We start from the raw sequence: 18,949 nt of genomic DNA, 5'->3' as shown, positions 1-18,949 counted from the left end.
ACCCTCCAGGGCGAGGTCGAGGCGCATTTTGGTCGGCACCCGGACGCTGAGATCATCCTCTCCCAGCCCGGAGTGGGCGTGATCCTCGGTGCCCGGGTGCTCGCCGAGTTCGGAGACGCCCAAGGCCGCTACGCCTCAGCGAAGGCACGCAAGAACTACGCCGGAACGTCTCCGATCACCCGCCAGTCGGGCAAGATGCGCACCGTCCACGCCCGGTTCGTCCACAACGACCGCCTCGTCGACGCCCTGCACATGCAGGCGTCCTGCGCCCTGCTGCACGACCCGCACGTCCGCGCCTACTACGACCGGCTCAGAGCCCGCGACATCGGCCACAACGCCGCCCTGCGCCAGGTCGGCAACCGCCTGGTCGGCATCCTGCACGGCTGCCTCAAAACCCACACCCTCTACGACCGGGCAACCGCCTGGTCACACCACGACCACGACCTCGCCGCTTGACATCCAACCTCCAGGGATGTCTGACCCTCGAACAGGTCCGGGACGTGGACGGTGTGTCCGGCCCGTCGCAGCTGCTCGGCGAACTCAAGGACGCCGACCGTCAGTCCTTGTCCGTGGTGGAAAACCAGCACCTCAGCCATGTCGCTCCCTCGTGCTTCGGTGCCCGGACGGCGCCGCAGCATGATTATGGCCTGCGTCGACAAGTCGATACGGGGGACGGGTCGCAGGTCGGTTGAGCGGTTGCGGGTTCTGGCGAACGCTTCCAGGGCCGCTCTGTGGGTAGTGCGCGGTTGTGGCGATGGAGGCGTGGCCTAGGCGTTCCTTCACCACTTGGAGGTCGGCGCCGCCGTTCAGGAGCCAGGAGGCGTGGGCGGGGTGTGGGTCGCGCATGGTGGGCTGAAGTTGCGGTCGGCGGCGGCCAGGGCCGAGTGCCAGATCTCTTGCCCCCATCGCTTCCTCGGGAAGTGGCTGAAGCCTCACGGTGGCGCTCTACGGCATCCTCACCCACGACTTCGGTGACAAGCGCGACCCCCGCAGCGCCAGGTTCTCGGCCGAGCCTGTGCCGCTCCACCGGTCGGGATGACACTTGAAATGGTCGGGAGGTGGTTCACCTCCTACGGCGCCCTCCCCGGTTCAGGTGACCTAGCGAGATGACTCTCCGGGCATCGGGAAGCCTGGCTCGCAATCGAAGTAGCCGTACATTCCCCGGAACTTCAGCTCGGTCAGGGCGGGCAGTTCGTCCACCCACTCGGGCAGGTCATCGAGGGGGTTGTCCAGGAGGTTCAGGTCGGTGAGGGCGGTGAGGGCGCTGAGCCGGTCCGGCAGTGCCGCCAGCCGGTTCGAACTCACCGTCAGGTGGGTGAGACCGGTGAGGTTCCCCAGCCATTCGGGCAACTCGGTGAGGTGGTTGCCTCCAAGGTCGAGGTGGGTCAGTGCACTGAGGCCGGCCACCCATTCGGGGACCGCGGTCAACCGGCAGTCGCTGAGATTCAGGTAGGTGAGGGCGGTGAGATCGCCCAGCCGGTCCGGCAGGACGGTCAGGCGGTTGCAACTCAAGCTCAGGCGTCTGAGGGCGGTGAGGTTTCCCAGTGTCTCCGGCAGTCGGGTCAGTTGGTTCTCGTGGAGGTACAGGTGGGTGAGAGCGGTGAGGTCGCCCAGGTTCTCCGGGAGGGCGGTCAACCGATTCCGACCAAGGTGCAATTGGTTGAGGCTGGTGAGGTTGTTCAACGTCTCCGGGAGGGTGCTCAAGCTGTTGCCGGTGAGGTCCAGATGGCGGAGAGCGGTGAGGTATCCGAGCCACTCCGGTAGCAAGGTCAGCCTGTTGGACGCGAGGTTCAGGCGCCTGACGGACGCCAGATCGCCCAATGGCCCCGCGACGGTCTCCAAGCCGAGTCCGGTCAGGTCCAATACGGCCGGATGGCGCTCGGCGGCTTCCTGGACGCGTTGATGCACTCCATGGAAATCCTGAAACGGCACTCCTGCCCCCTCCGTGCGCGGTCGTCGGTTGAGCGGACGTGGCCAGAGAGTCATCCACCCGTTCTATGCCGCCGACCGTAGAACGAGGTTCGCGGCCTTGTCTTCTCTGGCGGTCCGGGCCGTAGGGTGCCGGGCGTGGACTGGGTTGAACGGGTCACGCGCGTCCGGCGGTGGTCGCGGGGTGGAGAGCGGGCGCCGCACAAGCCTCTGCTCTTGCTGTACGCGCTGGGGTACTTCCAGCGGTGCGGTGATGCCCCGATCTTCTACAGCGAGGTCGAGGAGCATCTTGCCGGTCTGCTGCGGGAGTTCGGTCCGCCTCGGGCCACCAGTCCCGCTTACCCGTTCCATCATCTGACCAGCGACGGCCTGTGGGAGGTGGAGACCGCCGATGGAGGAGCCAGTCCGGGCCCTCGGGTCGGTGCCCTGCGCGCTCAGGCCGCGCGGGGCCGGTTGACCGGTGAACTGGCGGCCGATCTGCGCCGTGATCCGCGACTGCTGCCGCAGTTGTGCCGCGCCATCCTGGACGTCAATTTCGAGCCCTCCCTCCACGAGGACATCTGCGCGGCCGCCGGGATCGACCTGGAGACGATCGAGGCCGCGGTCCCGCGGCGCCGCGACCGGGCCTTCCGCGAACAGGTCATGGTCGCCTACGAGTACCAGTGCGCGTTCTGCGGTTATGACGGGTGGCTGAACGGGACCGCGGTCGGGTTGGACGCCGCGCATGTCCGGTGGTGGGCGTTCGACGGGCCCGACGACATCAGCAATGGCATCTGCCTGTGCGCGCTGCACCACAAGCTCTTCGACAAAGGCGCTCTCGGCATAGCGGACGACCGGCGGGTGACCGTGTCGGCGCACTTCGTCGGACGCGGGCCAGCCGCGCGCGACCAGGTCCACGCCCTGGTCGGACGTCCCATCACCGCGCCGCAGAACGCCTTCCCCGACGTGGACGAGCAGCACATCGCCTGGCACGCCCGCGAGGTGTTCCGTTCACCCGCCCGGGCGGCATGAGATCGGGTCCGGCACCGGGGAGCCCGCTACGGGCTTTGCATGGGCGGCTGCATGTCCGGGTCTAGTGCGGGTAAAGCGGCTCCGACCGGTAAGCAGCTGAAAGGGCGGAGTTCATGGTTATCGTCGCGATCGTAGGGGTCTGTGCGGTTCTGCTGGTTCTGGCGTTCCTGCTGCCGAGGCTCTCCCGGCATCCGCAGCGGGGCACCCAACGCGCGCTGGGCGTGGGATCACGTGCGGGCTCTTCGGCCCCTGGCGGCCTCGGGCGGCTGCTGAGCAAGCCGTTCCGCAGCTCCTCGCGTGCCGTGGGACGCAGCGGCGAGGCCGGACGGCGCGCCCGCAGCCGCTCCCCGTTCTAACCCCGAGCCCGTAGAGCCATGACGTCCTTCGCCGCCCGCCCTGCCCCCAGGCGGGCGGCGACGCTTCGCTGGGAGGGTGCGGTTACTTCGGGGACTGAAGGCGGCCGGGCCAGGTGTTGTAGTGGTGCTTGCCCAGGGTGGCTTCGCCCAGGGGGACGAGGCTGTGCTCCTCCAGGGGAGCGCCGAAGTAGTGGGCGTTCGGGTCGGTGACGACTTCGCGGGGGTCGTTCCACGCGGCCAGGGCCTCGCGGAAGAAGTCGTCCATGCGGTAGCGGTCGGGGCCGGCGATCTCGACGCGGCCGTTCACGGGGGAGCCGGTCGCGACGCGGGCGACCTGTTCGGCGACGTCGTCGCCTGCCATGGGCTGGTAGAAGACCGGGGCCATGCGGACCTTGCCGTCGGCGGTGGCCTCGTCGGCGATGGCCCTGGTGAACTCGAAGAACTGCGTCGCGTGGACGATCGAGTACGGGATCGGCGACTTCTCGATCAGGCTCTCCTGGGCGATCTTCGCGGTGAAGTAGCCGCGTGCCGGCGGGCGCTCCGCGCCCACGATCGACAGGGCGACGTGGTGGCCGACGCCCGCCTTCTCCTCGGCGGCGAGCAGGTTTCCGGTCGAGGTCTCGAAGAAGTTCAGGACGGCCTCGTCCTCGAAGGACGGGGAGTTCGACACGTCGACCACGACCGAGGCGCCGGTGAGGACGTCGGCGAGGCCCTCGCCGGTGAGGGTGTTGACGCCGGTGTTCGGCGCGGCGGGGACGGCCTCGTGGCCCTGCGCGGTCAGGTTCGCGATCAGCTTCGACCCGATCAGGCCGGTGCCGCCGATGACGACGATCTTCATGAGGGAGCCCTTCTCGTTGAGTGGCCGCACGGTCAGGCGGCCGGGGCGTGCAGTGCGTGTCCGCTTTTCGCCTTCACCTCTACTGTCACCGGACTAGCCCCGGAGGGAACCAGGGTGTGACCCTGGCCTGGTCACTGGGGGATCCCCGGGAACGGCGGAACGGGGCCCCAGGGGATCGGAACGTCCTCGCACTCCCGTAATGCGGTCCGACCAGGTATTACAGATAGGGACGAACCGATCGGGTGGGTGCCGGTGCTACGAGGTCGACGCGGGGAGTGCGCGGAGCTGGACGCGCTCCTGAACGGGGTCCGCGGTGGTGAGAGCCGGGCCCTGGTGCTCCACGGCGAACCCGGAATCGGGAAGACGGCCCTGCTGGAGTACCTGTCCGAGCGAGCGCCCGGGATGCGGACGGTGCGGGTCACGGGTGTGCCGTCCGAGACGGAGCTGGCCTTCGCGGGCCTGCACCGGCTCTGCGCCCCCCTTTCCGACGGGCTCGCAGCGCTCCCCGCTCCCCAGCAGGAGGCGTTGCACGCCGCGCTCGGGCTGAGCTCCGGACGCGTGCCCGACCGCTTTCTGGTCGGCCTGGCCATCCTGGGCCTTCTCGCCGAGGCCGCCCATAAACGTCCCCTCCTCTGCCTGGTGGACGACGTCCACTGGCTCGACCGGGCGTCGGTGCAGGCGCTGGCGTTCGCGGCCCGGAGGCTGCACACGGAGTCGGTCGGGGTGGTCTTCGCGGCGAGGCAGCCCGAGGACGATCTCGCCGGACTGCCCGAGATGACGGTCACGGGCCTGCCGCACGAGGACGCGCGGGAACTGGTCCGCACCTCCATGCCGGGCACGATGGACGAGCAGGTGCTCGACCGGTTCGTGGCCGAGACGCGGGGCAATCCGCTGGCCCTCCTTGAGCTGCCTAAGGAAGCGACCCTGAAGCATCTCGCGGGCGGATACGGGGTACCGGACATCGGGGCGCTCGCAAGCCTCCTCCAGGTCTCCTACCAGCGGCGGCTGGAGGAGCTGCCGGAGCCGACGCGGCGGCTGCTGCTGGTCGCGGCGGCGGAGCCGGGCGGGCGGCCGGTCCTGCTGTGGCGGGCCGCCGACCGGCTCGGGATCGGGCTCGAGGCGGCGTCGCCGGCCGTCGAGGCGCAGCTCGTCGAGATCGACGACCGGGTGCGGTTCCGGCATCCGCTGGTGCGCTCCGCCGTGTACTGGGCGGCGTCGCCGGAGGACCGGCGCGCCACGCATCGCGTATTGGCCGAGGTCACCGATCCGGAGCACGAGCCCGAGCGCCGCGTGTGGCATGCGGCGCAGGGCGCGGAGGCCCCGGACGAGGAGGTCGCGGCGGAGCTGGAGCGTTCCGCCGGCCGGGCGCAGGCGCGCGGTGGGCTGGCCGCGGCGGCCGCGTTCCTCGCGCGGGCGGTGGAGCTGACGCCCGACCACGTCCGGCGGCAGCAGCGCGCGCTGGCCGCCGCGCGGGTGACGCACCAGGCCGGGTCTCCGGAGACGGCGCTCAGGCTCCTGTCGGTCGCGGAGGCCGTCCCCCTCGATCAGGGGCGGCGCGGCCAGGTCGAACTGCTGCGGGCGCAGATCGCCTTCACGATGGACCGGGGCCGTGAGGCTCCGCGCATGCTGCTCGACGCGGCCCGGCGGCTGGCTCCGCAGGACCCAGCGACGGCGCGCGAGACGTACCTGGAGGCGATCAACGCGGCGCTGTTCGCCGGGCCGCCGCCGGACGGGGCCGCCGGGGAGGTCGAGGCGGCGGCCGCGCGGTCCGCTCCGCCGCCGCCCGAGCCGCCGCGGCCGGCCGATCTCCTGCTGGACGGCTTGGCGCTGCGGATCACCGAGGGCCTCGCCGCCGGGGCGCCGGCCCTGACGGCCGCGATGCGGATCTTCCGCGGCCCCGGCCTGTCGGAGGAGGACGGGCTGCGCTGGCTCTGGCCGGCGGGGATCATGGCCGCGGCGCTGTGGGATCTGGAGACGTGGGACGTGCTCGCCGCCCGGCACGTCCGGCTCGCGAGGGAGTCCGGGCAGACCACGGCGCTGCCTCTCGCGCTGACCCAGCGGATCGCCGTGGACGTGTTCGCGGGCGACCTGGCCGCCGCCGAGGGGCTGGTCGAGGAGGTCGCGGCGCTCTCCGAGGCGATCGGGAGCCCCGCGCCGCCGTACGGCGCGCTGCTGGTGTCGGCCTGGCGGGGCCGCGAGGCCGAGGGCGCGGCGCTGCGGCGGGCCGTCGCGGCGGAGGCGGTGCGCCGGGGAGAGGGGAACGGGCTCACGGTCGGCGCGTGGGCCGAGGCCCTGCTGGCCAACGGCCTCGGCCGGTACGAGGAGGCGCTGGCCGCCGTCCCGGAGGCCGGGGAGGACCGTCCGGCGGACGTGGGGAGCGCACCTTGGGCGCTGGTGGAGTACATCGAGGCGGCGGCCGGGAGCGGTGAGCCCGAACGCGCCGCAGCGGCCCTCCGGCGGCTCACCGAGGTGACGGTCCCGGCCGGGACGGACTGGGCGCTGGGCGTCCACGCGCGCTCGCGGGCCCTCCTCAGCACCGGCACGGCGGCGGAGGACCGGCACCGCGAGGCGATCGACCTGCTCGGGCGGACGGGTGTGCGCGGCGAACTGGCCCGCGCCCACCTCCTGTACGGCGAGTGGCTGCGCCGCGAAGGGCGCAAGGGGGACGCGCGCGAGCAGCTCAGGATCGCCCACGAGTCGTTCACCGTGATGGGGATGGACGCCTTCGCCAAGCGGGCGGCCCGCGAGCTGCAGGCCACGGGGGAGAACGTCCGCAAACGGGCCGGCGAGGCGGCGAGCGAGCTCACGCCGCAGGAGGCGCAGATCGTCCGGCTCGTCCGGGAGGGCCTGACGAATCCGGAGATCGGGGCCCGGCTGTTCATCAGCCCGCGCACCGTGGAATGGCACCTGCGCAAGACGTTCGGCAAGCTCGGGATCACCTCGCGCAAGCAGCTCCAGCGCGGCGGCGCCCCCGCGAGCCTTCTGGTCGATGGTGAGCGCTGACCGGCACCCCGGCGAGGTCATGGGACGTGCAGCGATCGTCCAAGAACGCGCCGGTCGCGACTAGGGCGCAAGGGGGGCGGCATGACTGCGGGTAGGTCTGTCGGCTTTCTGGGGGTCCTGTGGCTTCGGCTGCGCCGCTCGGCTCTGCGATGGCCCGCATCGGGGCGTTCTGCGCGCGCCGCCCGGTCTGGGTGCTCGTGGCCTGGCTCGTGCTGCTGGGCGCGGCGCTGGGCGGGCAGAGGGCCGTCAACGCCACCTACGACGACGAGGTCAGCCTGCCGGAGACGCCGTCGGCCGTCGGGGCGGAACTGCTCAGGACCACCGACCCCGCGGCCGCGTGGCCGACCGGCAAGGTCGTGTTCCATGTCGGCTCCGGCACGATCGCCGACCGCGGGCGGGCGGTCGGGCAGACCATCGCCGCCCTGAAGACGCTGCCCCACGTCATTACCGCGTCCGGCCTGGTGACCAGCGCGGACGGCCGCACGGCCTACACGGTCGTGTCCTTCGACGTGGACCTGATGACCCTCGGCTACCCCTACACCCGCCGGCTCGACCAGGCCACCGAGCCCGCTCGCGCGGACGGCGTCGGGGTCGCGTACGGCGGGGGCCTGGACCAGGTCGTCCGCCCGCCTCCCGTCCAGCCCTTCGGCGAGGCGGTCGCTCTCGGCGCCGCCCTGCTGGTCCTGCTCTTCGCGTTCGGCAGCGTCCTGGCCGCGCTGCTGCCGATCGGCACCGCGCTGGTCGGGGTCGGGACGGGCATCGGCGTCCTGGGCATGATCGCGGGCGTGGTGACGTTCGGCACCTCGGCGACGGGGCTGGCGATCATGATCGGGCTGGGCGTCGGGGTCGACTACGCGCTGTTCCTGATCACGCGGTTCCGGCAGGACCTGATGGACGGCGGGCGCCCCCGGGAGGCGGCCGTGCGGGCCACCGCGACCGCCGGGCACGCGGTGCTGATCGCGGCGATCACCGTGGCGGTGGCCCTGCTCAGCCTGTACGCGGGCGGGCTCGCCTTCGTCGGCAAGCTCGGCTTCGCCGGGGCCGTCGGGGTCGCCGTCGCGTCCGCCGCGGCCCTGACGCTGACGCCGGCGGCGCTGGCGCTGCTCGGGCACCGCGTCGACCGGTTCCGCGTGCGCCGTCCCGTCGCCGAGTCGTCGGGCAAGCGGGACCGCTGGCTCCGCTACGCAAGGCTGGTCTCGCGGCGGCCGTGGCCGTTCCTGATCGCGGGGGCCGGGCTGCTGGCGCTGATGTCGGTGCCGCTCTTCTGGATGCGGCTGGGGCACGTCGACGAGGGGGCCGATCCCGTCGGCAGCACGACCCGCACGGCCTACGACTGGATCGCGGGCGCGAGCGGGCCGGGGTTCGGGCCCGGGGCCAACGGCACCTTCTCCCTCGTGGTCGACGGGCGCCGCGCGACCGCGTCGGCGGACCAGATCACCGGTGGCCTCGACCGCGAACTCCGGGACACGCCGGGGATCGCCTCCTTAACCCCGCCCGCGCCGGGCCTGGAGAAGAAGATCCTGGTCACGACGGTGACGCCGGCCACCGGTCCGCAGACGGCGGCGACCGGCGAGCTGTTCGCCGCGCTGACCGAGCGCACGCTGCCGGACGCCCTCGCCGGCACGGGGGCCAAGGGGTACGTCACCGGCGCCGTCGCGGGCGGGTTCGACTTCCGCGACACCGTCGAGGCGCGGCTGCCGATCATCATCGGGATCGTGCTGGTGGCGGCGTTCCTGCTGCTGATGGTCGTGTTCCGGAGCCTGCTGGTGCCGCTCAAGGCCGTCGTCCTCAACCTGCTCACGACCGCGGCGTCCTACGGCGCGCTGGTCGCGGCCTTCCAGTGGGGCTGGGGGGACGGGCTGCTCGGCCTGCCCGGCCCGGTGCCGATCGAGTCCTACGTGCCGATGATGATGTTCGCGATCGTCTTCGGGCTGTCCATGGACTACGAGATCTTCCTGCTCTCCCGGATCGCGGAGGCGTGGCGGGTCTCCCGTGACAACACCGAGTCCGTGGGCACCGGCCTCGCCATCACCGGACGCGTCATCTCCAGCGCCGCGCTGATCATGACGCTGGTGTTCCTGGGCTTCACCGTGACGCCCACCGTGGCCATCAAGATGCTCGCCGTGGGGCTCGCGTTCAGCGTCATCCTGGACGCGACGGTCGTGCGGCTCGTGCTCGTCCCGTCGCTGATGGTGCTGGTGGGCGAGGCCAACTGGTGGCTCCCCCGCCGCCTGGCGCGGATCCTGCCGAACCTGGGCGCGTGACCCGACCCGAGAGGCCGCCCGCCGCGGCGTCCGCGAAGGCCGGTGATTTCGCCGATGCCCGCGGGGGCGGAGGCGATCAGACTCCGGGCGTTGGCTCGTCCCACCCCTGGAGGTTCCATGAGAAGGCTTCTCGGCTCCCTCGCCGCGTTGATCGCGGCGCTGGCGGCGTTCGGAGTCGGTCTCGCGCCGGCGCAGGCCGCCGGACCGCGGCCGGTCGTGTTCGTGCACGGGTACACCGGCAGCGCGTCCAACTGGATCACCGCCATGTCGGTGTTCCGCGCCGCGGGCTACAGCAGCGACCAGCTGTTCGCGTACGAGTACAACTCCTACGGGGACAACAAGCAGAACGCGGCGGGGCTCGCGTCGTACGTGAGCCAGGTGAAGTCGCGGACCGGCGCGTCCCAGGTCGACATCGTCAACCACTCCATGGGCGGCCTGGTCAGCCAGTACTACCTGAAGGTGCTGAACGGGAACCCGAACGTGGCGCACCTGGCGTCGATCGCGGGCGCCAACCACGGGACGACCTACGCGAGCGCCTGCACGATCTTCGAGACGTGCCGGCAGATGCTCCCCGGGTCGACGTTCATCCAGCAGATCAGCGCGGGGGACGAGACGCCCGGCAGCACGCAGTACGCCACCTGGTACTCGCCCTGCGACGGCATCATCATCCCCTACACCAGCACCCGTCTGGACGGCGCTAACAACCACTACGTGCCCTGCCAGACCCACCTCGGCTACCTGACCGACGCGGTGGTGCTCGGCGCCATCGCGCAGTTCACGAAGAGCTGAGTCCAGGAAACGCAACGGGCGGGAGGGGCGACCTCCCGCCCGTTCCGTTTAGCGTCGGGGAGGCAGGTGCAGAAATCCGGGGTGGAAGGCCGCAGTCGAGGGAGAGGCAGTCCTGTGGAAAAGCGTCCGTGGAAGCTCGTGGGCGCCGGACTGCTCTGCCTGGGATTGGTCGCCTGCCACGGTCCGGCCGTCGCGGGGAGCAAGCCGGCACCGTCCGCGAAGGGCGGTTCAGAACTCCGCGGAAAGGTCATCGTGCTCGATCCCGGGCACAACGGCGGGAACGCCGCCCATCCCGAAGTGATCAACAAGAAGGTCTGGGTGGGGAACGGCTACAAGGCCTGCAACACGACCGGCACCGCCACCGCGAACGGCTACGCCGAGCACGCCTTCACCTGGGACGTGTCGAACCGGCTGGCGAAGGTGCTGCGGGCCAAGGGCGCCACGGTGAGGTTGACGCGCGACAGCGACACCGGGGTCGGGCCCTGCGTCACGGAGCGGGCGGCGATCGGGAACCGCGCGCACGCCGACGCGGCGCTGTCGATCCACGGCGACGGGGTCCCGGCGGGCAAGCACGGGTTCCACGTCATCCTGCCGCTGCCCGTGGGCGGGAACAAAGGGATCGTGGCCCCGTCCGCCCGGCTGGGGAAGGCGGTCCGCGACGCCTACCGAGCCGGGACGGACGTGCCCTACGCCAACTATGTCGGGAAGAACGGACTCGACCGGCGGGACGACCTCGGCGGGCTGAACATGTCCACCGTCCCGGTCGTGTTCATCGAATGCGGGAACATGCAAGACCCGGGTGACGCGGCGAAGATGTCGAATGCCGCGTTCAGGCAGCGGATGGCCGAGTCGCTGGCGCAGGGCTTCGAGCACTATCTGCGGTGAGTTTGCCTTTTACGGGGATTCACCGGGACGCATCCGGCTAGGTCCATCTCATAGAGCACACCGGACGAACGGACGGATCGCCATGAGCCGTAGGCGTGGACGGAGCGAGTCGCCGCCCAACTGGGAACTCCTGCTGGGGCTTGTCGCGACCGGCTTCATCATCTACGTGTGGGTGTGGGCGGCGACGCAGGGCGGCCCGCCCTGGTCCTGGTAGGCGCAAGGCCTTGATCAGGCAGGGCCCTGATCAGGCAGGGGCTTCGCACAGCCGGGCCGCCCCGCACGTCCCGCCCTATCGGGCCAGGAGCGCCCTGAGGTGCTTGGCCACCTGCGCGGGCGCCTCCTCGGCCATGAAGTGGCCGCAGGTGACCGTCTCGTGCTGGAGGTCGGCCGCCCAGGCGCCCCACAGCGCGACGGCGTCGTATCCGAGGGCTGCGCCCCAGTCCTGCTGCAGGACGGTGACCGGCATCCGCAGACGGTTGCCGGCGTCGCGGTCGGCCTGGTCGTGGTCGACGTCGACGCCCGCGGAGGCGCGGTAGTCCGCGACGATCGAGGGGATCGCGGCGCGGCAGGCGTCCAGGTACGCGGCGCGGACGTCGGGCGGGATCGCGGCCGGGTCGTTCGTCCACACGTCGAGGAAGTGGCCGAAGAACGCGTCCGACGCCCCCGCGATCAGCTGCTCGGGCAGGCCGGGCGGCTGCGCCATCAGGTACAGGTGGAAGCCCACGGCGGCCGAGGCGCCGTGCATGACGTCCCACATGTCCAGGGTCGGCAGGACGTCCAGGCAGGCCAGATGGGTGATCGTGTCGGGATGGTCGAGGCCGGCGCGGAAGGCGACGAGCGCGCCGCGGTCGTGGCCGGCGAGGGCGAAGCGGTCGTGGCCGAGGGCGCGGGCGAGGGCGGCGATGTCGGCGGCCATGGTCCGCTTGGAGTAGCCGTCGGACGGTTTGTCGCTCTCGCCGTACCCGCGCAGGTCGGGGACGATGACCGTGTGGTCGGCGGCGAGGTCGCGGGCGACGTGCCGCCACATCAGGTGGGTCTGCGGGAAGCCGTGCAGCAGCACGATCGGGGAGCCCGATCCGCCGACCGCCGCGTTGAGGGACACGCCCTCGGCGACGGGGACGCGCTGGTAGTCGAAATCGCTGATCGTTGGCATGCCGTCCAGGCTGCCGGGCGCGGATGAGCATCCGATGAGCGCTATACCGTGGTGGGCGTGGAGGTCCTGTTCGGGGTGCTCGGGCCGGTGACCGCCTGGGACGGGGCCGGGAACGCGATCGCCCTCAAGGGGCCGCGGCACCGCGCCGTCCTGGCCCGGCTGCTCATCGCGCGCGGGCGCGTGGTCCCGGTGTCCCGGATCGTGGACGATCTGTGGATCGACCCGCCGTCGGACGCGGTGGGGGCCGTCCGCACCTTCGTGGCGGCCCTGCGGCGCGTCCTCGAACCCGGCCGCCCACCGCGCACGCCGCCCCGGCTGCTGGTCACCGAGGGGCCGGGATACGCGCTGCGCGCCGCCCCGGACGCCGTGGACGCCTGGCGGTTCGAGCGGGTCGTGGCCTCCGACCGTCCACCCGCGGAGCTGGCAGAGGCGCTGGACGAGGCGCTCGGCTGGTGGCGCGGCCCCGCCTACGCCGAGTTCGCCGACGAGCCGTGGGCGCGGGCGGAGCACTCCCGGCTGGCCGAACTGCGGCTGCGCGCCATCGAGCGGAGGGCAGAAGCGCGGCTCGCGCAAGGTATGGCCGCCGAGGCCGTACCGGACCTGGACGCGCACGTCGCCGAGCATCCCTGGCGCGAGGACGCCTGGCGCCTACTGGCGCTCGCCCTGTACCGCACGGGCCGCCAAGGTGATGCGCTGGCCGTGCTCCATAGGGCCCGTACGCTTCTGGTCGAGCAACTGGGGTTGGACCCCAGCCCAGCCTTGCGCCGCCTAGAGGAGGACATCCTCCGCCAGGCCGACCACCTGCAACCCTCCCGGGACGCGGCGTCGCGCGTGTGGGCGCAGGCGGCGGAGGCGTATGACCGCACGGTCGCGTCCGGGTCGCGCGCCCGGCTGGAGTCGACGGTCGGGCTCCTGCGGAACCTCGCGGTGACCGGCGCCGGGGGCCTGGAGGCGGCCCGCGAGCAGCGCCTCGCGGCGATCACGGCCGCCGAGGAACTGGGCGACGCGGAGCTGACCGCCCGGGTGATCGGCGCTTTCGACGTCCCGGCGATCTGGACGAGGTCGGACGATCCGCGCCAGGCGGCCGGGGTGGTCGCGGCGGCGGAGCGCGCCCTCGCCGGGCTGCCGCGCGGGCACGAGGCCGCGCGGGCCCGGCTCCTGGCCACGATCGCGCTGGAGTCGCGCGGCGCCCGCGGCGACCGGGGGCGCGAGGCGGCGCGGGAGGCGGAGCGGATCGCCCGCGACCTGGACGATCCGGCCCTCCTGGCGTTCGCGCTGAACGGCGCGTTCATGCAGGCGTTCGACCGGGCGGGGCTGGCGCCGCGCCGGGACGGGATCGGCGCCGAGCTGGTGGACCTGGCGGTGCGGGGCGGCCTGTCGAGCTACGAGGTGCTCGGGCATCTCGTCCGGCTCCAGGCCCGCGGCGCGCTCGGGGACTTCGGCGGGGCGGACCGGCACGCGGCCGCCGCCGACGGCCTGGCCGAGCGGCACGAGCGCCCGCTGGTCGGCGTGTTCACGACCTGGTACCGGGCTCTGCGGCTCGCCGCGTCCGGTGAGGTTTCGTTCGAGGAGGTGGAGGACGCCTACCGTGGCGCCGCCGAGAACATGCGGGGCTGCGGGATGCCTGGGCTTGAGGGCGGTCTGCTGCCGCTCGCCCTCCTGTGCCTGTGCGTCCAGCACCGGCGGCCCGCGCGGACCGAGCCGGCCGACTGGGGACCTTACCTGCCCTGGGCGCGCCCTTTGGTGCTGCTGGCGCGCGGCCGTCCCGGCGAGGCCGCCGCGGCGCTGCGGGACGTCCCCGACCCGCCCCGGGACCTGATGTTCGAGGCGCTGTGGTGCCTCACCGCGCAGGCCGCCATCGCCGTCGGCGACCATGCGGCGATGCGGCGCGCGCATGGCGAGCTCGCCCCGGCCGCGGGCGAGCTGGCGGGCGCGCAGAGCGGGCTGCTCACCCTCGGCCCGGTCTCCCGCCACCTGGACGACCTCGCCGCCGCCCTCGGCGAATGACCCGGTCCCCGGCCTCTTCGCAGGGTTTACCTGGCGCAGACCTTCGCCGTTCCCCCGCCGGGTAGGGCGCCAGCGAGAACTGCGAGAGGAGACAGGCGTCGTGACGGACGTTGCGAGCATGGGGCCACAGCCGGGGGACGACCGTCCGGTGCTGACCAACCGGCAGGGCCACCCGGTCTACGACAACCAGAACCAGCGCACGGTCGGCTCCCGGGGCCCGGCCACCCTGGAGAACTATCAGTTCCTTGAGAAGATCAGCCACTTCGACCGCGAGCGCATCCCGGAGCGGGTCGTCCACGCGCGCGGCGTGACGGCGTATGGGTTCTTCGAGTCGTACGGGAAGTGGGGCGACGAGCCGGTCACGAACTTCACCCGCGCCGCCCTTTTCCAGGGAGAGGGCAAGCGCACGCCGATCGCGCTGCGGTTCTCCACGGTCATCGGCGGGCGCGACTCGGCGGAGACGGCCCGCGACCCGCGCGGGTTCGCCATCAAGTTCTACACCGAGGACGGCAACTGGGACCTCGTGGGCAACAACCTGGCGGTCTTCTTCATCCGGGACGCCATCAAGTTCCCCGACGTCATCCACGCGCTCAAGCCCGACCCGGTGACGTTCCGCCAGGAGCCCGCGCGCATCTTCGACTTCATGTCGCAGACGCCGGAGTCGATGCACATGCTCGTCAACCTGTTCAGCCCGCGCGGCATCCCGGCCGACTACCGGCACATGCAGGGTTTCGGCGTGAACACCTACAAGTGGGTGAACCAGGCGGGCGAGACCAAGCTCGTGAAGTACCACTGGATGCCGAAGCAGGGCGTGCGCAGCATGACGGCCGAGGACGCGGCCGCGGTGCAGGCCGACGACCTCGGGCACGCGACGAGGGATCTGAAGGACGCCATCGAACGCGGGGATTTTCCGGAGTGGGAGCTGGTCGTCCAGATGATGGACGACCACGAGCATCCGGAGCTGGACTTCGATCCCCTCGACGACACGAAGGTGTGGCCGGAGAACGACTTCCCGCCGAAGCCGGTCGGGCGGATCGTCCTCGACCGCAACGTGGAGGACACCTTCGCCGAGAACGAGCAGATCTCGTTCGGCACGGGCGTCCTGGTCGACGGGCTCGACTTCTCCGACGACAAGATGCTCGTCGGACGGACGTTCTCCTACAGCGACACCCAGCGCCACCGGGTCGGCCCGAACTACCTGCAACTGCCCGTCAACCGCGCCAAGGGCGCCCATGTGCGAACGAACCAGCGCGACGGGCAGATGACGTACCACGTGGACGCCGGCGGCTCGAACCCCCACGTGAACTACGAGCCGTCCATCACCGGCGGCCTGCGCGAGGACGAGTACCCGACGCACGACGAGCAGGGCCCGGAGATCACGGGGCGGCTCACCCGCAAGCGCATCGCCCGCGCGAACGACTACAAGCAGGCGGGGCAGCGCTACCTGCTGATGGAGGAGTGGGAGCGCGACGACCTGGTGCGCAACCTCGTCGCGCAGATCTCGCAGTGCGCGCGTCCCGTCCAGGAGCGGATGGTGTGGCACTTCCTCCTCGTCGAGGACGATCTGGGATTGCGCGTCGGCGAGGGGCTCGGCATCTCCTCCGACGACGTCCGGCACCTCGGCCCGCTGCCCGGGCAGGACCTCACCGACGAGGACCAGCAGCGGTTGAAGAACCTCGGCCAGAACGGCTCGCGGGACGTCAACGGCCTGAAGATGACGCACTGCGTCCCCAACGAGAGCCGTCCGGCGGCGCTAGTCAGAGGGCGAGCAGGAGCTTGCCGATGGTGGCACGGTCCGCGAGGTCGCGGTGGGCCCGGGCGGCCTCGGCCAGCGGGTAGGAGGCGTGGAGGCGCGGGCGGAGCCGGCCGGCGGCGACCTGGCGGAGGAGGTAGGCGAACCGGTCCTCCAGTTCCGCCCGGCTGACGACGAAGTCGGCGAGCGTGGGCCGGGCCAGCAGGACCGAACCCGCCCGGGCCAGCCGCTGCGGCTCCACCGGCGGCACCTGGCCGCTGGAGGCACCGAAGAGCACCAGCGTCCCGCGCCGCCGCAGCGCCTCCAGTGAATCGTCGAAAGTGCTCGCGCCGACTCCGTCGTAGACCGCGTGGGCTCCGGCACCGTCCGTGAGCCGCCGTACTTCCGCGGCGAATCCGTCGTAGCCGAGCACGTGGTCAGCGCCCGCGTCTCGGGAGGCCGCCGCCTTGGCGGCGGAGGAGACGGTGGTCAGGACGGTGGCCCCGAGGGCCTTGGCGAGCTGGGTGAGCAGCAGCCCCACCCCGCCGGCGCCGGCGTGGACCAGCACGGTGTCCCCGGGGGCGATGCGGTAGGAGGCGGTCGCCAGGTATTGCGCGGTCATTCCCTGCAAGGGGAGGGCGGAGGCCACCTCGTCGGCGACGGTGTCCGGTATCGGGAGCGCCTTGGCCGCGGGAACGGCGACGTACTCGGCGTATGACCCGGGCACGCCCTCCCAGGCCACCCGGTCCCCGGGCCGTATTCCCGCCACGTCGGCGCCCACGGCCACCACCTGCCCCGCGCCCTCGCCTCCGGGCACGAACGGCACCGGACGGGGATACACGCCTGAGCGCTGGTAGACGTCGATGTAGTTGACCCCGGCATAGGCGACTCGGACCAGCACCTGGTCGCGGGTCGGCCCGGGTTCCTCCACTTCGCTGAACTTCAGGGCCGATGGACCGCCCGGCGAAGAGACGACGATCGCCTTCACCGGTGGAAGCCCTCGATGAGCCGCTGTACCCGCAGGCCGGCGGAGAAGTCGGCCAACGTGGTCGGCTCACCCCGGACCGCTCTGGCGAACTCGGTCAACCGGGTCCGTTCATCACCCCGCGGACCGTCCGGCGTGACCTCCCGCCAGCCGGCCCCGTCGCCTTTGAGAAGCCGCCCCCATTCGGTGATCCGGTAGGAGGCCTTGGATCCGTACAGCGTCCACTCGTAAGTCTCCGGCCCGGCGGCCACCTGCCCGGACACCCGTACCGGCACCCCGTCGGCCGCCGCCAGGAGCCCGCTCGCCGTCGTCTCGGCGGCGGGCCCGTAGTCGATCCGGGTGTGCGACCGGGTCAGCGGGCCCAGCAGGCGGTCGGTAAGGAACAGGTAGTGCGAGGCGACCTCGCGCAAGAAGCCGCCCTGCTCCCGACCGGCCACCCAGGCGGCTTCTCGCTGGAAGGCGCGCGGCCATTCCGGGAACAGCAACCGAACGTCCACGCCCAGCACCGTGCCGACTTCTCCGGCGCGCAGCGCCCGACCGACCTCGACCGAGGCGGCGCGGTCGGAGAGCACGAAGTTGAGCGCGTTCACCGCCTCGAGTTCCGCGGCGACCGAGACCATCTCGGCGCCCTCGTCGAGGTCGACGGCGAGCGGTTTCTCGCAGAAGACGGCCTTGCCCGCCTTCATCGCCTGGACGGCGTAGCCGGCATGGGTCGAGGGCGGCGAGGCGATGTAGACCGCGTCGATGTCCGGATGGTCGATCACACGTTGGGCGTCCCGTGTATGCGCGATGCCAGCGGGCGCCGGCCGGGCCGGGTCGGCGGCCAGCACCACCTTGTACTCGGGATGGTCGACCGCGATACCGAGCATCTCAGAGCCCATGGCGCCCAAGCCGATGACGCCCAGGCCGATTACCTGCCGATTCATGCGCATCAGGCTGCCGCCCAAAGAAGCATCAGCACAAGCGATGATTTGTTAACGACGATGAAGCCGCACTGTAGTGTCGGCTCATGCTCGATGTTCACCGGCTGATCGTGCTCCGCTCCGTCGTGGAGACCGGCTCTATCCAGGCCGCCGCCGCGCACCTGGGCTACTCGCCCTCGGCGATCAGCCAGCACCTGGCCGCTCTCCAGCGTGAAACCGGCACGGTGCTGATGGAGCGGATCGGCCGGGGAGTCCGGCCGACCGCGGCGGGACGGCTGCTGGCCACTCACGCCGAGCGGATCCAGAACCAGATCTCCGAGGCCGAGACCGCCCTCGCCGACCTTCGCGCAGGCAAGACCCGGCGCCTGGTGATCCGCTACTTCGCCACGGCGGGAGCGGCGCTCATACCGCCGGTCATGGTCGACTTCAGCCGCCGCTTCCCGGACGTGCGGGTGGATCTGCGGCTCGGCAAGGGCCTCGGCAACGAGGGCGCCGACGCCGAGATCCTGGTGCTGCCCGGCACCGCCGGGGTGCCGGCCGGGTTCCGCGCGATCCACCTGCTCGACGACCCCTACGGAGTGGTGCTCCCGCCCGGCCATCCGCTCGCCGGGGAGGAGAAGGTGGAGTTGGCCAGGCTCAGCCGTGAGCCGTGGATCGACAACGAGACGCCCAGCACGCTCTGCCGGGAGATCGTCCTCGACGCCTGCGGTGCGGCAGGGTTCAGCCCGCATTTCGCCGTGGAAGCCCACGACTACTCCTCGGCCGTCGCCTTCGTCGCCGCCGGGCTGGGCGTGACCGTCCTCCCCCGACTCGCCCTGAGCGCCACCGCCACCAGCGACCTGACCTGGCGCCCGGTCGTCCGTCCGATCCCGCAGCGCGAGATCTACGTCGTGGTCAAGGAGCACGCCGCGGGCCATCCGGCGCTGGCCGCCTTCGTCGCCCTACTCCAAGCCGAGGCCGCACAAAGGAGCGCCTCGATCACCGCCGCGGCGGGAAGCCGTAGGGGGCAGAACCTGACGAAGGACGATGAACGCTGAATCGGTCTTGAAAGAGAGGGCCGTCCGGCGGCGCTAG

16 protein-coding genes and 1 pseudogene are annotated in these 18,949 nt (G+C 71.8%); 11 read left to right on the top strand and 6 right to left on the bottom strand.

What is annotated here, in order from left to right; all coding sequences use genetic code 11:
• A partial coding sequence (locus K4S16_RS32660; RefSeq protein WP_149262911.1) for a transposase occupies window positions 1–456 on the top strand: 456 nt, incomplete at its 5' end.
• A 132-nt stretch (window positions 457–588) separates the two neighbouring features.
• Here the strand turns inward: K4S16_RS32660 and K4S16_RS32650 are convergent.
• Window positions 589–846 carry a tyrosine-type recombinase/integrase gene (locus K4S16_RS32650; protein WP_235037212.1) on the bottom strand — a complete coding sequence of 86 codons (258 nt, stop codon included), beginning with the start codon at window positions 844–846 and terminating at the stop codon, window positions 589–591.
• A 252-nt stretch (window positions 847–1,098) separates the two neighbouring features.
• A complete protein-coding gene (locus K4S16_RS32645) occupies window positions 1,099–1,932 on the bottom strand; it encodes a leucine-rich repeat domain-containing protein (protein ID WP_160161105.1) in 834 nt (277 codons plus the stop codon).
• A gap of 135 nt (window positions 1,933–2,067) precedes the next feature.
• Here K4S16_RS32645 and K4S16_RS32640 point away from each other — a divergent pair, with 135 nt between their 5' ends.
• Window positions 2,068–2,940, top strand: a complete 873-nt coding sequence (locus tag K4S16_RS32640) for a phosphorothioated DNA-binding restriction endonuclease (protein ID WP_149262909.1) — start codon at window positions 2,068–2,070, stop codon at window positions 2,938–2,940.
• 113 nt (window positions 2,941–3,053) lie between these two features.
• Window positions 3,054–3,296, top strand: coding sequence for a DUF6411 family protein (locus K4S16_RS47000; protein ID WP_149262908.1), 243 nt, complete (start codon window positions 3,054–3,056; stop codon window positions 3,294–3,296).
• A gap of 82 nt (window positions 3,297–3,378) precedes the next feature.
• On the opposite strand, the gene K4S16_RS32630 is transcribed toward K4S16_RS47000, so the two are convergent.
• Window positions 3,379–4,134, bottom strand: a complete 756-nt coding sequence (locus tag K4S16_RS32630) for an SDR family oxidoreductase (RefSeq protein WP_149262907.1) — start codon at window positions 4,132–4,134, stop codon at window positions 3,379–3,381.
• 252 nt (window positions 4,135–4,386) lie between these two features.
• On the opposite strand from K4S16_RS32630, the gene K4S16_RS32625 reads away from it, so the two are divergent.
• From K4S16_RS32625 to K4S16_RS46595, 5 genes are all read left to right on the top strand, one after another.
• Window positions 4,387–7,137 (top strand): AAA family ATPase, encoded by a 2,751-nt coding sequence (locus K4S16_RS32625; RefSeq protein ID WP_235037211.1) that lies wholly within the window; start codon window positions 4,387–4,389, stop codon window positions 7,135–7,137.
• Window positions 7,138–7,256: 119 nt separating this feature from the next.
• Window positions 7,257–9,401: an MMPL family transporter gene (locus K4S16_RS32620; RefSeq protein ID WP_200842251.1), complete on the top strand. Its 2,145-nt coding sequence runs from the start codon at window positions 7,257–7,259 to the stop codon at window positions 9,399–9,401.
• 117 nt (window positions 9,402–9,518) lie between these two features.
• On the top strand, window positions 9,519–10,190 hold the full coding sequence (locus K4S16_RS32615; protein ID WP_149262905.1) for a triacylglycerol lipase: 672 nt from the start codon (window positions 9,519–9,521) through the stop codon (window positions 10,188–10,190).
• 114 nt (window positions 10,191–10,304) lie between these two features.
• Window positions 10,305–11,075, top strand: coding sequence for an N-acetylmuramoyl-L-alanine amidase (locus K4S16_RS32610; RefSeq protein ID WP_149262904.1), 771 nt, complete (start codon window positions 10,305–10,307; stop codon window positions 11,073–11,075).
• 82 nt (window positions 11,076–11,157) lie between these two features.
• Window positions 11,158–11,289 carry a hypothetical protein gene (locus K4S16_RS46595; RefSeq protein ID WP_268843290.1) on the top strand — a complete coding sequence of 44 codons (132 nt, stop codon included), beginning with the start codon at window positions 11,158–11,160 and terminating at the stop codon, window positions 11,287–11,289.
• A gap of 75 nt (window positions 11,290–11,364) precedes the next feature.
• Here the strand turns inward: K4S16_RS46595 and K4S16_RS32605 are convergent, their stop codons facing one another.
• Window positions 11,365–12,228: an alpha/beta fold hydrolase gene (locus K4S16_RS32605; RefSeq protein ID WP_149262903.1), complete on the bottom strand. Its 864-nt coding sequence runs from the start codon at window positions 12,226–12,228 to the stop codon at window positions 11,365–11,367.
• A gap of 57 nt (window positions 12,229–12,285) precedes the next feature.
• Here K4S16_RS32605 and K4S16_RS32600 point away from each other — a divergent pair, with 57 nt between their 5' ends.
• Complete coding sequence (locus K4S16_RS32600) at window positions 12,286–14,235, top strand: AfsR/SARP family transcriptional regulator (RefSeq protein ID WP_149262902.1); 1,950 nt, start codon at window positions 12,286–12,288, stop codon at window positions 14,233–14,235.
• Between the two features lie 100 nt (window positions 14,236–14,335).
• On the top strand, window positions 14,336–16,159 hold the full coding sequence (locus K4S16_RS32595) for a catalase (protein WP_308800912.1): 1,824 nt from the start codon (window positions 14,336–14,338) through the stop codon (window positions 16,157–16,159).
• Here the strand turns inward: K4S16_RS32595 and K4S16_RS32590 are convergent.
• Both K4S16_RS32590 and K4S16_RS32585 read right to left on the bottom strand, forming a co-directional pair.
• A pseudogene (locus tag K4S16_RS32590) lies at window positions 16,062–16,868 on the bottom strand (quinone oxidoreductase); the annotation flags it as partial. The gene K4S16_RS32595 and the pseudogene K4S16_RS32590 sit on opposite strands and share 98 nt — an antisense overlap.
• Before the next feature lie 83 nt (window positions 16,869–16,951).
• Window positions 16,952–17,878 (bottom strand): Gfo/Idh/MocA family protein, encoded by a 927-nt coding sequence (locus K4S16_RS32585; RefSeq protein ID WP_149262900.1) that lies wholly within the window; start codon window positions 17,876–17,878, stop codon window positions 16,952–16,954.
• 83 nt (window positions 17,879–17,961) lie between these two features.
• Here K4S16_RS32585 and K4S16_RS32580 point away from each other — a divergent pair, with 83 nt between their 5' ends.
• Entirely contained in the window at window positions 17,962–18,912 is a 951-nt protein-coding gene (locus K4S16_RS32580; protein ID WP_149262899.1) for a LysR family transcriptional regulator, read from the top strand.
• The last annotated feature ends 37 nt before the right edge of the window (window positions 18,913–18,949 follow it).

It is taken from the genome of Actinomadura sp. K4S16 (genome assembly GCF_008327685.1).
Taxonomy (GTDB): Bacteria; Actinomycetota; Actinomycetes; order Streptosporangiales; family Streptosporangiaceae; genus Spirillospora.
Note: the sequence above shows the minus strand (reverse complement) of the source record. Positions and strands in the feature narration are given on the sequence as shown.

Excerpts from the sequence above, each read along its gene's own strand:
- K4S16_RS32605 (WP_149262903.1), bottom strand. The coding sequence starts at position 12,228 with ATGCCAACGATCAGCGATTTCGACTACCAGCGCGTCCCCGTCGCCGAG.
- K4S16_RS47000 (WP_149262908.1), top strand. The coding sequence starts at position 3,054 with ATGGTTATCGTCGCGATCGTAGGGGTCTGTGCGGTTCTGCTGGTTCTG.
- K4S16_RS32585 (WP_149262900.1), bottom strand. The coding sequence starts at position 17,878 with ATGAATCGGCAGGTAATCGGCCTGGGCGTCATCGGCTTGGGCGCCATG.
- K4S16_RS32650 (WP_235037212.1), bottom strand. The coding sequence starts at position 846 with ATGCGCGACCCACACCCCGCCCACGCCTCCTGGCTCCTGAACGGCGGC.
- K4S16_RS32615 (WP_149262905.1), top strand. The coding sequence starts at position 9,519 with ATGAGAAGGCTTCTCGGCTCCCTCGCCGCGTTGATCGCGGCGCTGGCG.
- K4S16_RS32580 (WP_149262899.1), top strand. The coding sequence starts at position 17,962 with ATGCTCGATGTTCACCGGCTGATCGTGCTCCGCTCCGTCGTGGAGACC.
- K4S16_RS46595 (WP_268843290.1), top strand. The coding sequence starts at position 11,158 with ATGAGCCGTAGGCGTGGACGGAGCGAGTCGCCGCCCAACTGGGAACTC.
- K4S16_RS32630 (WP_149262907.1), bottom strand. The coding sequence starts at position 4,134 with ATGAAGATCGTCGTCATCGGCGGCACCGGCCTGATCGGGTCGAAGCTG.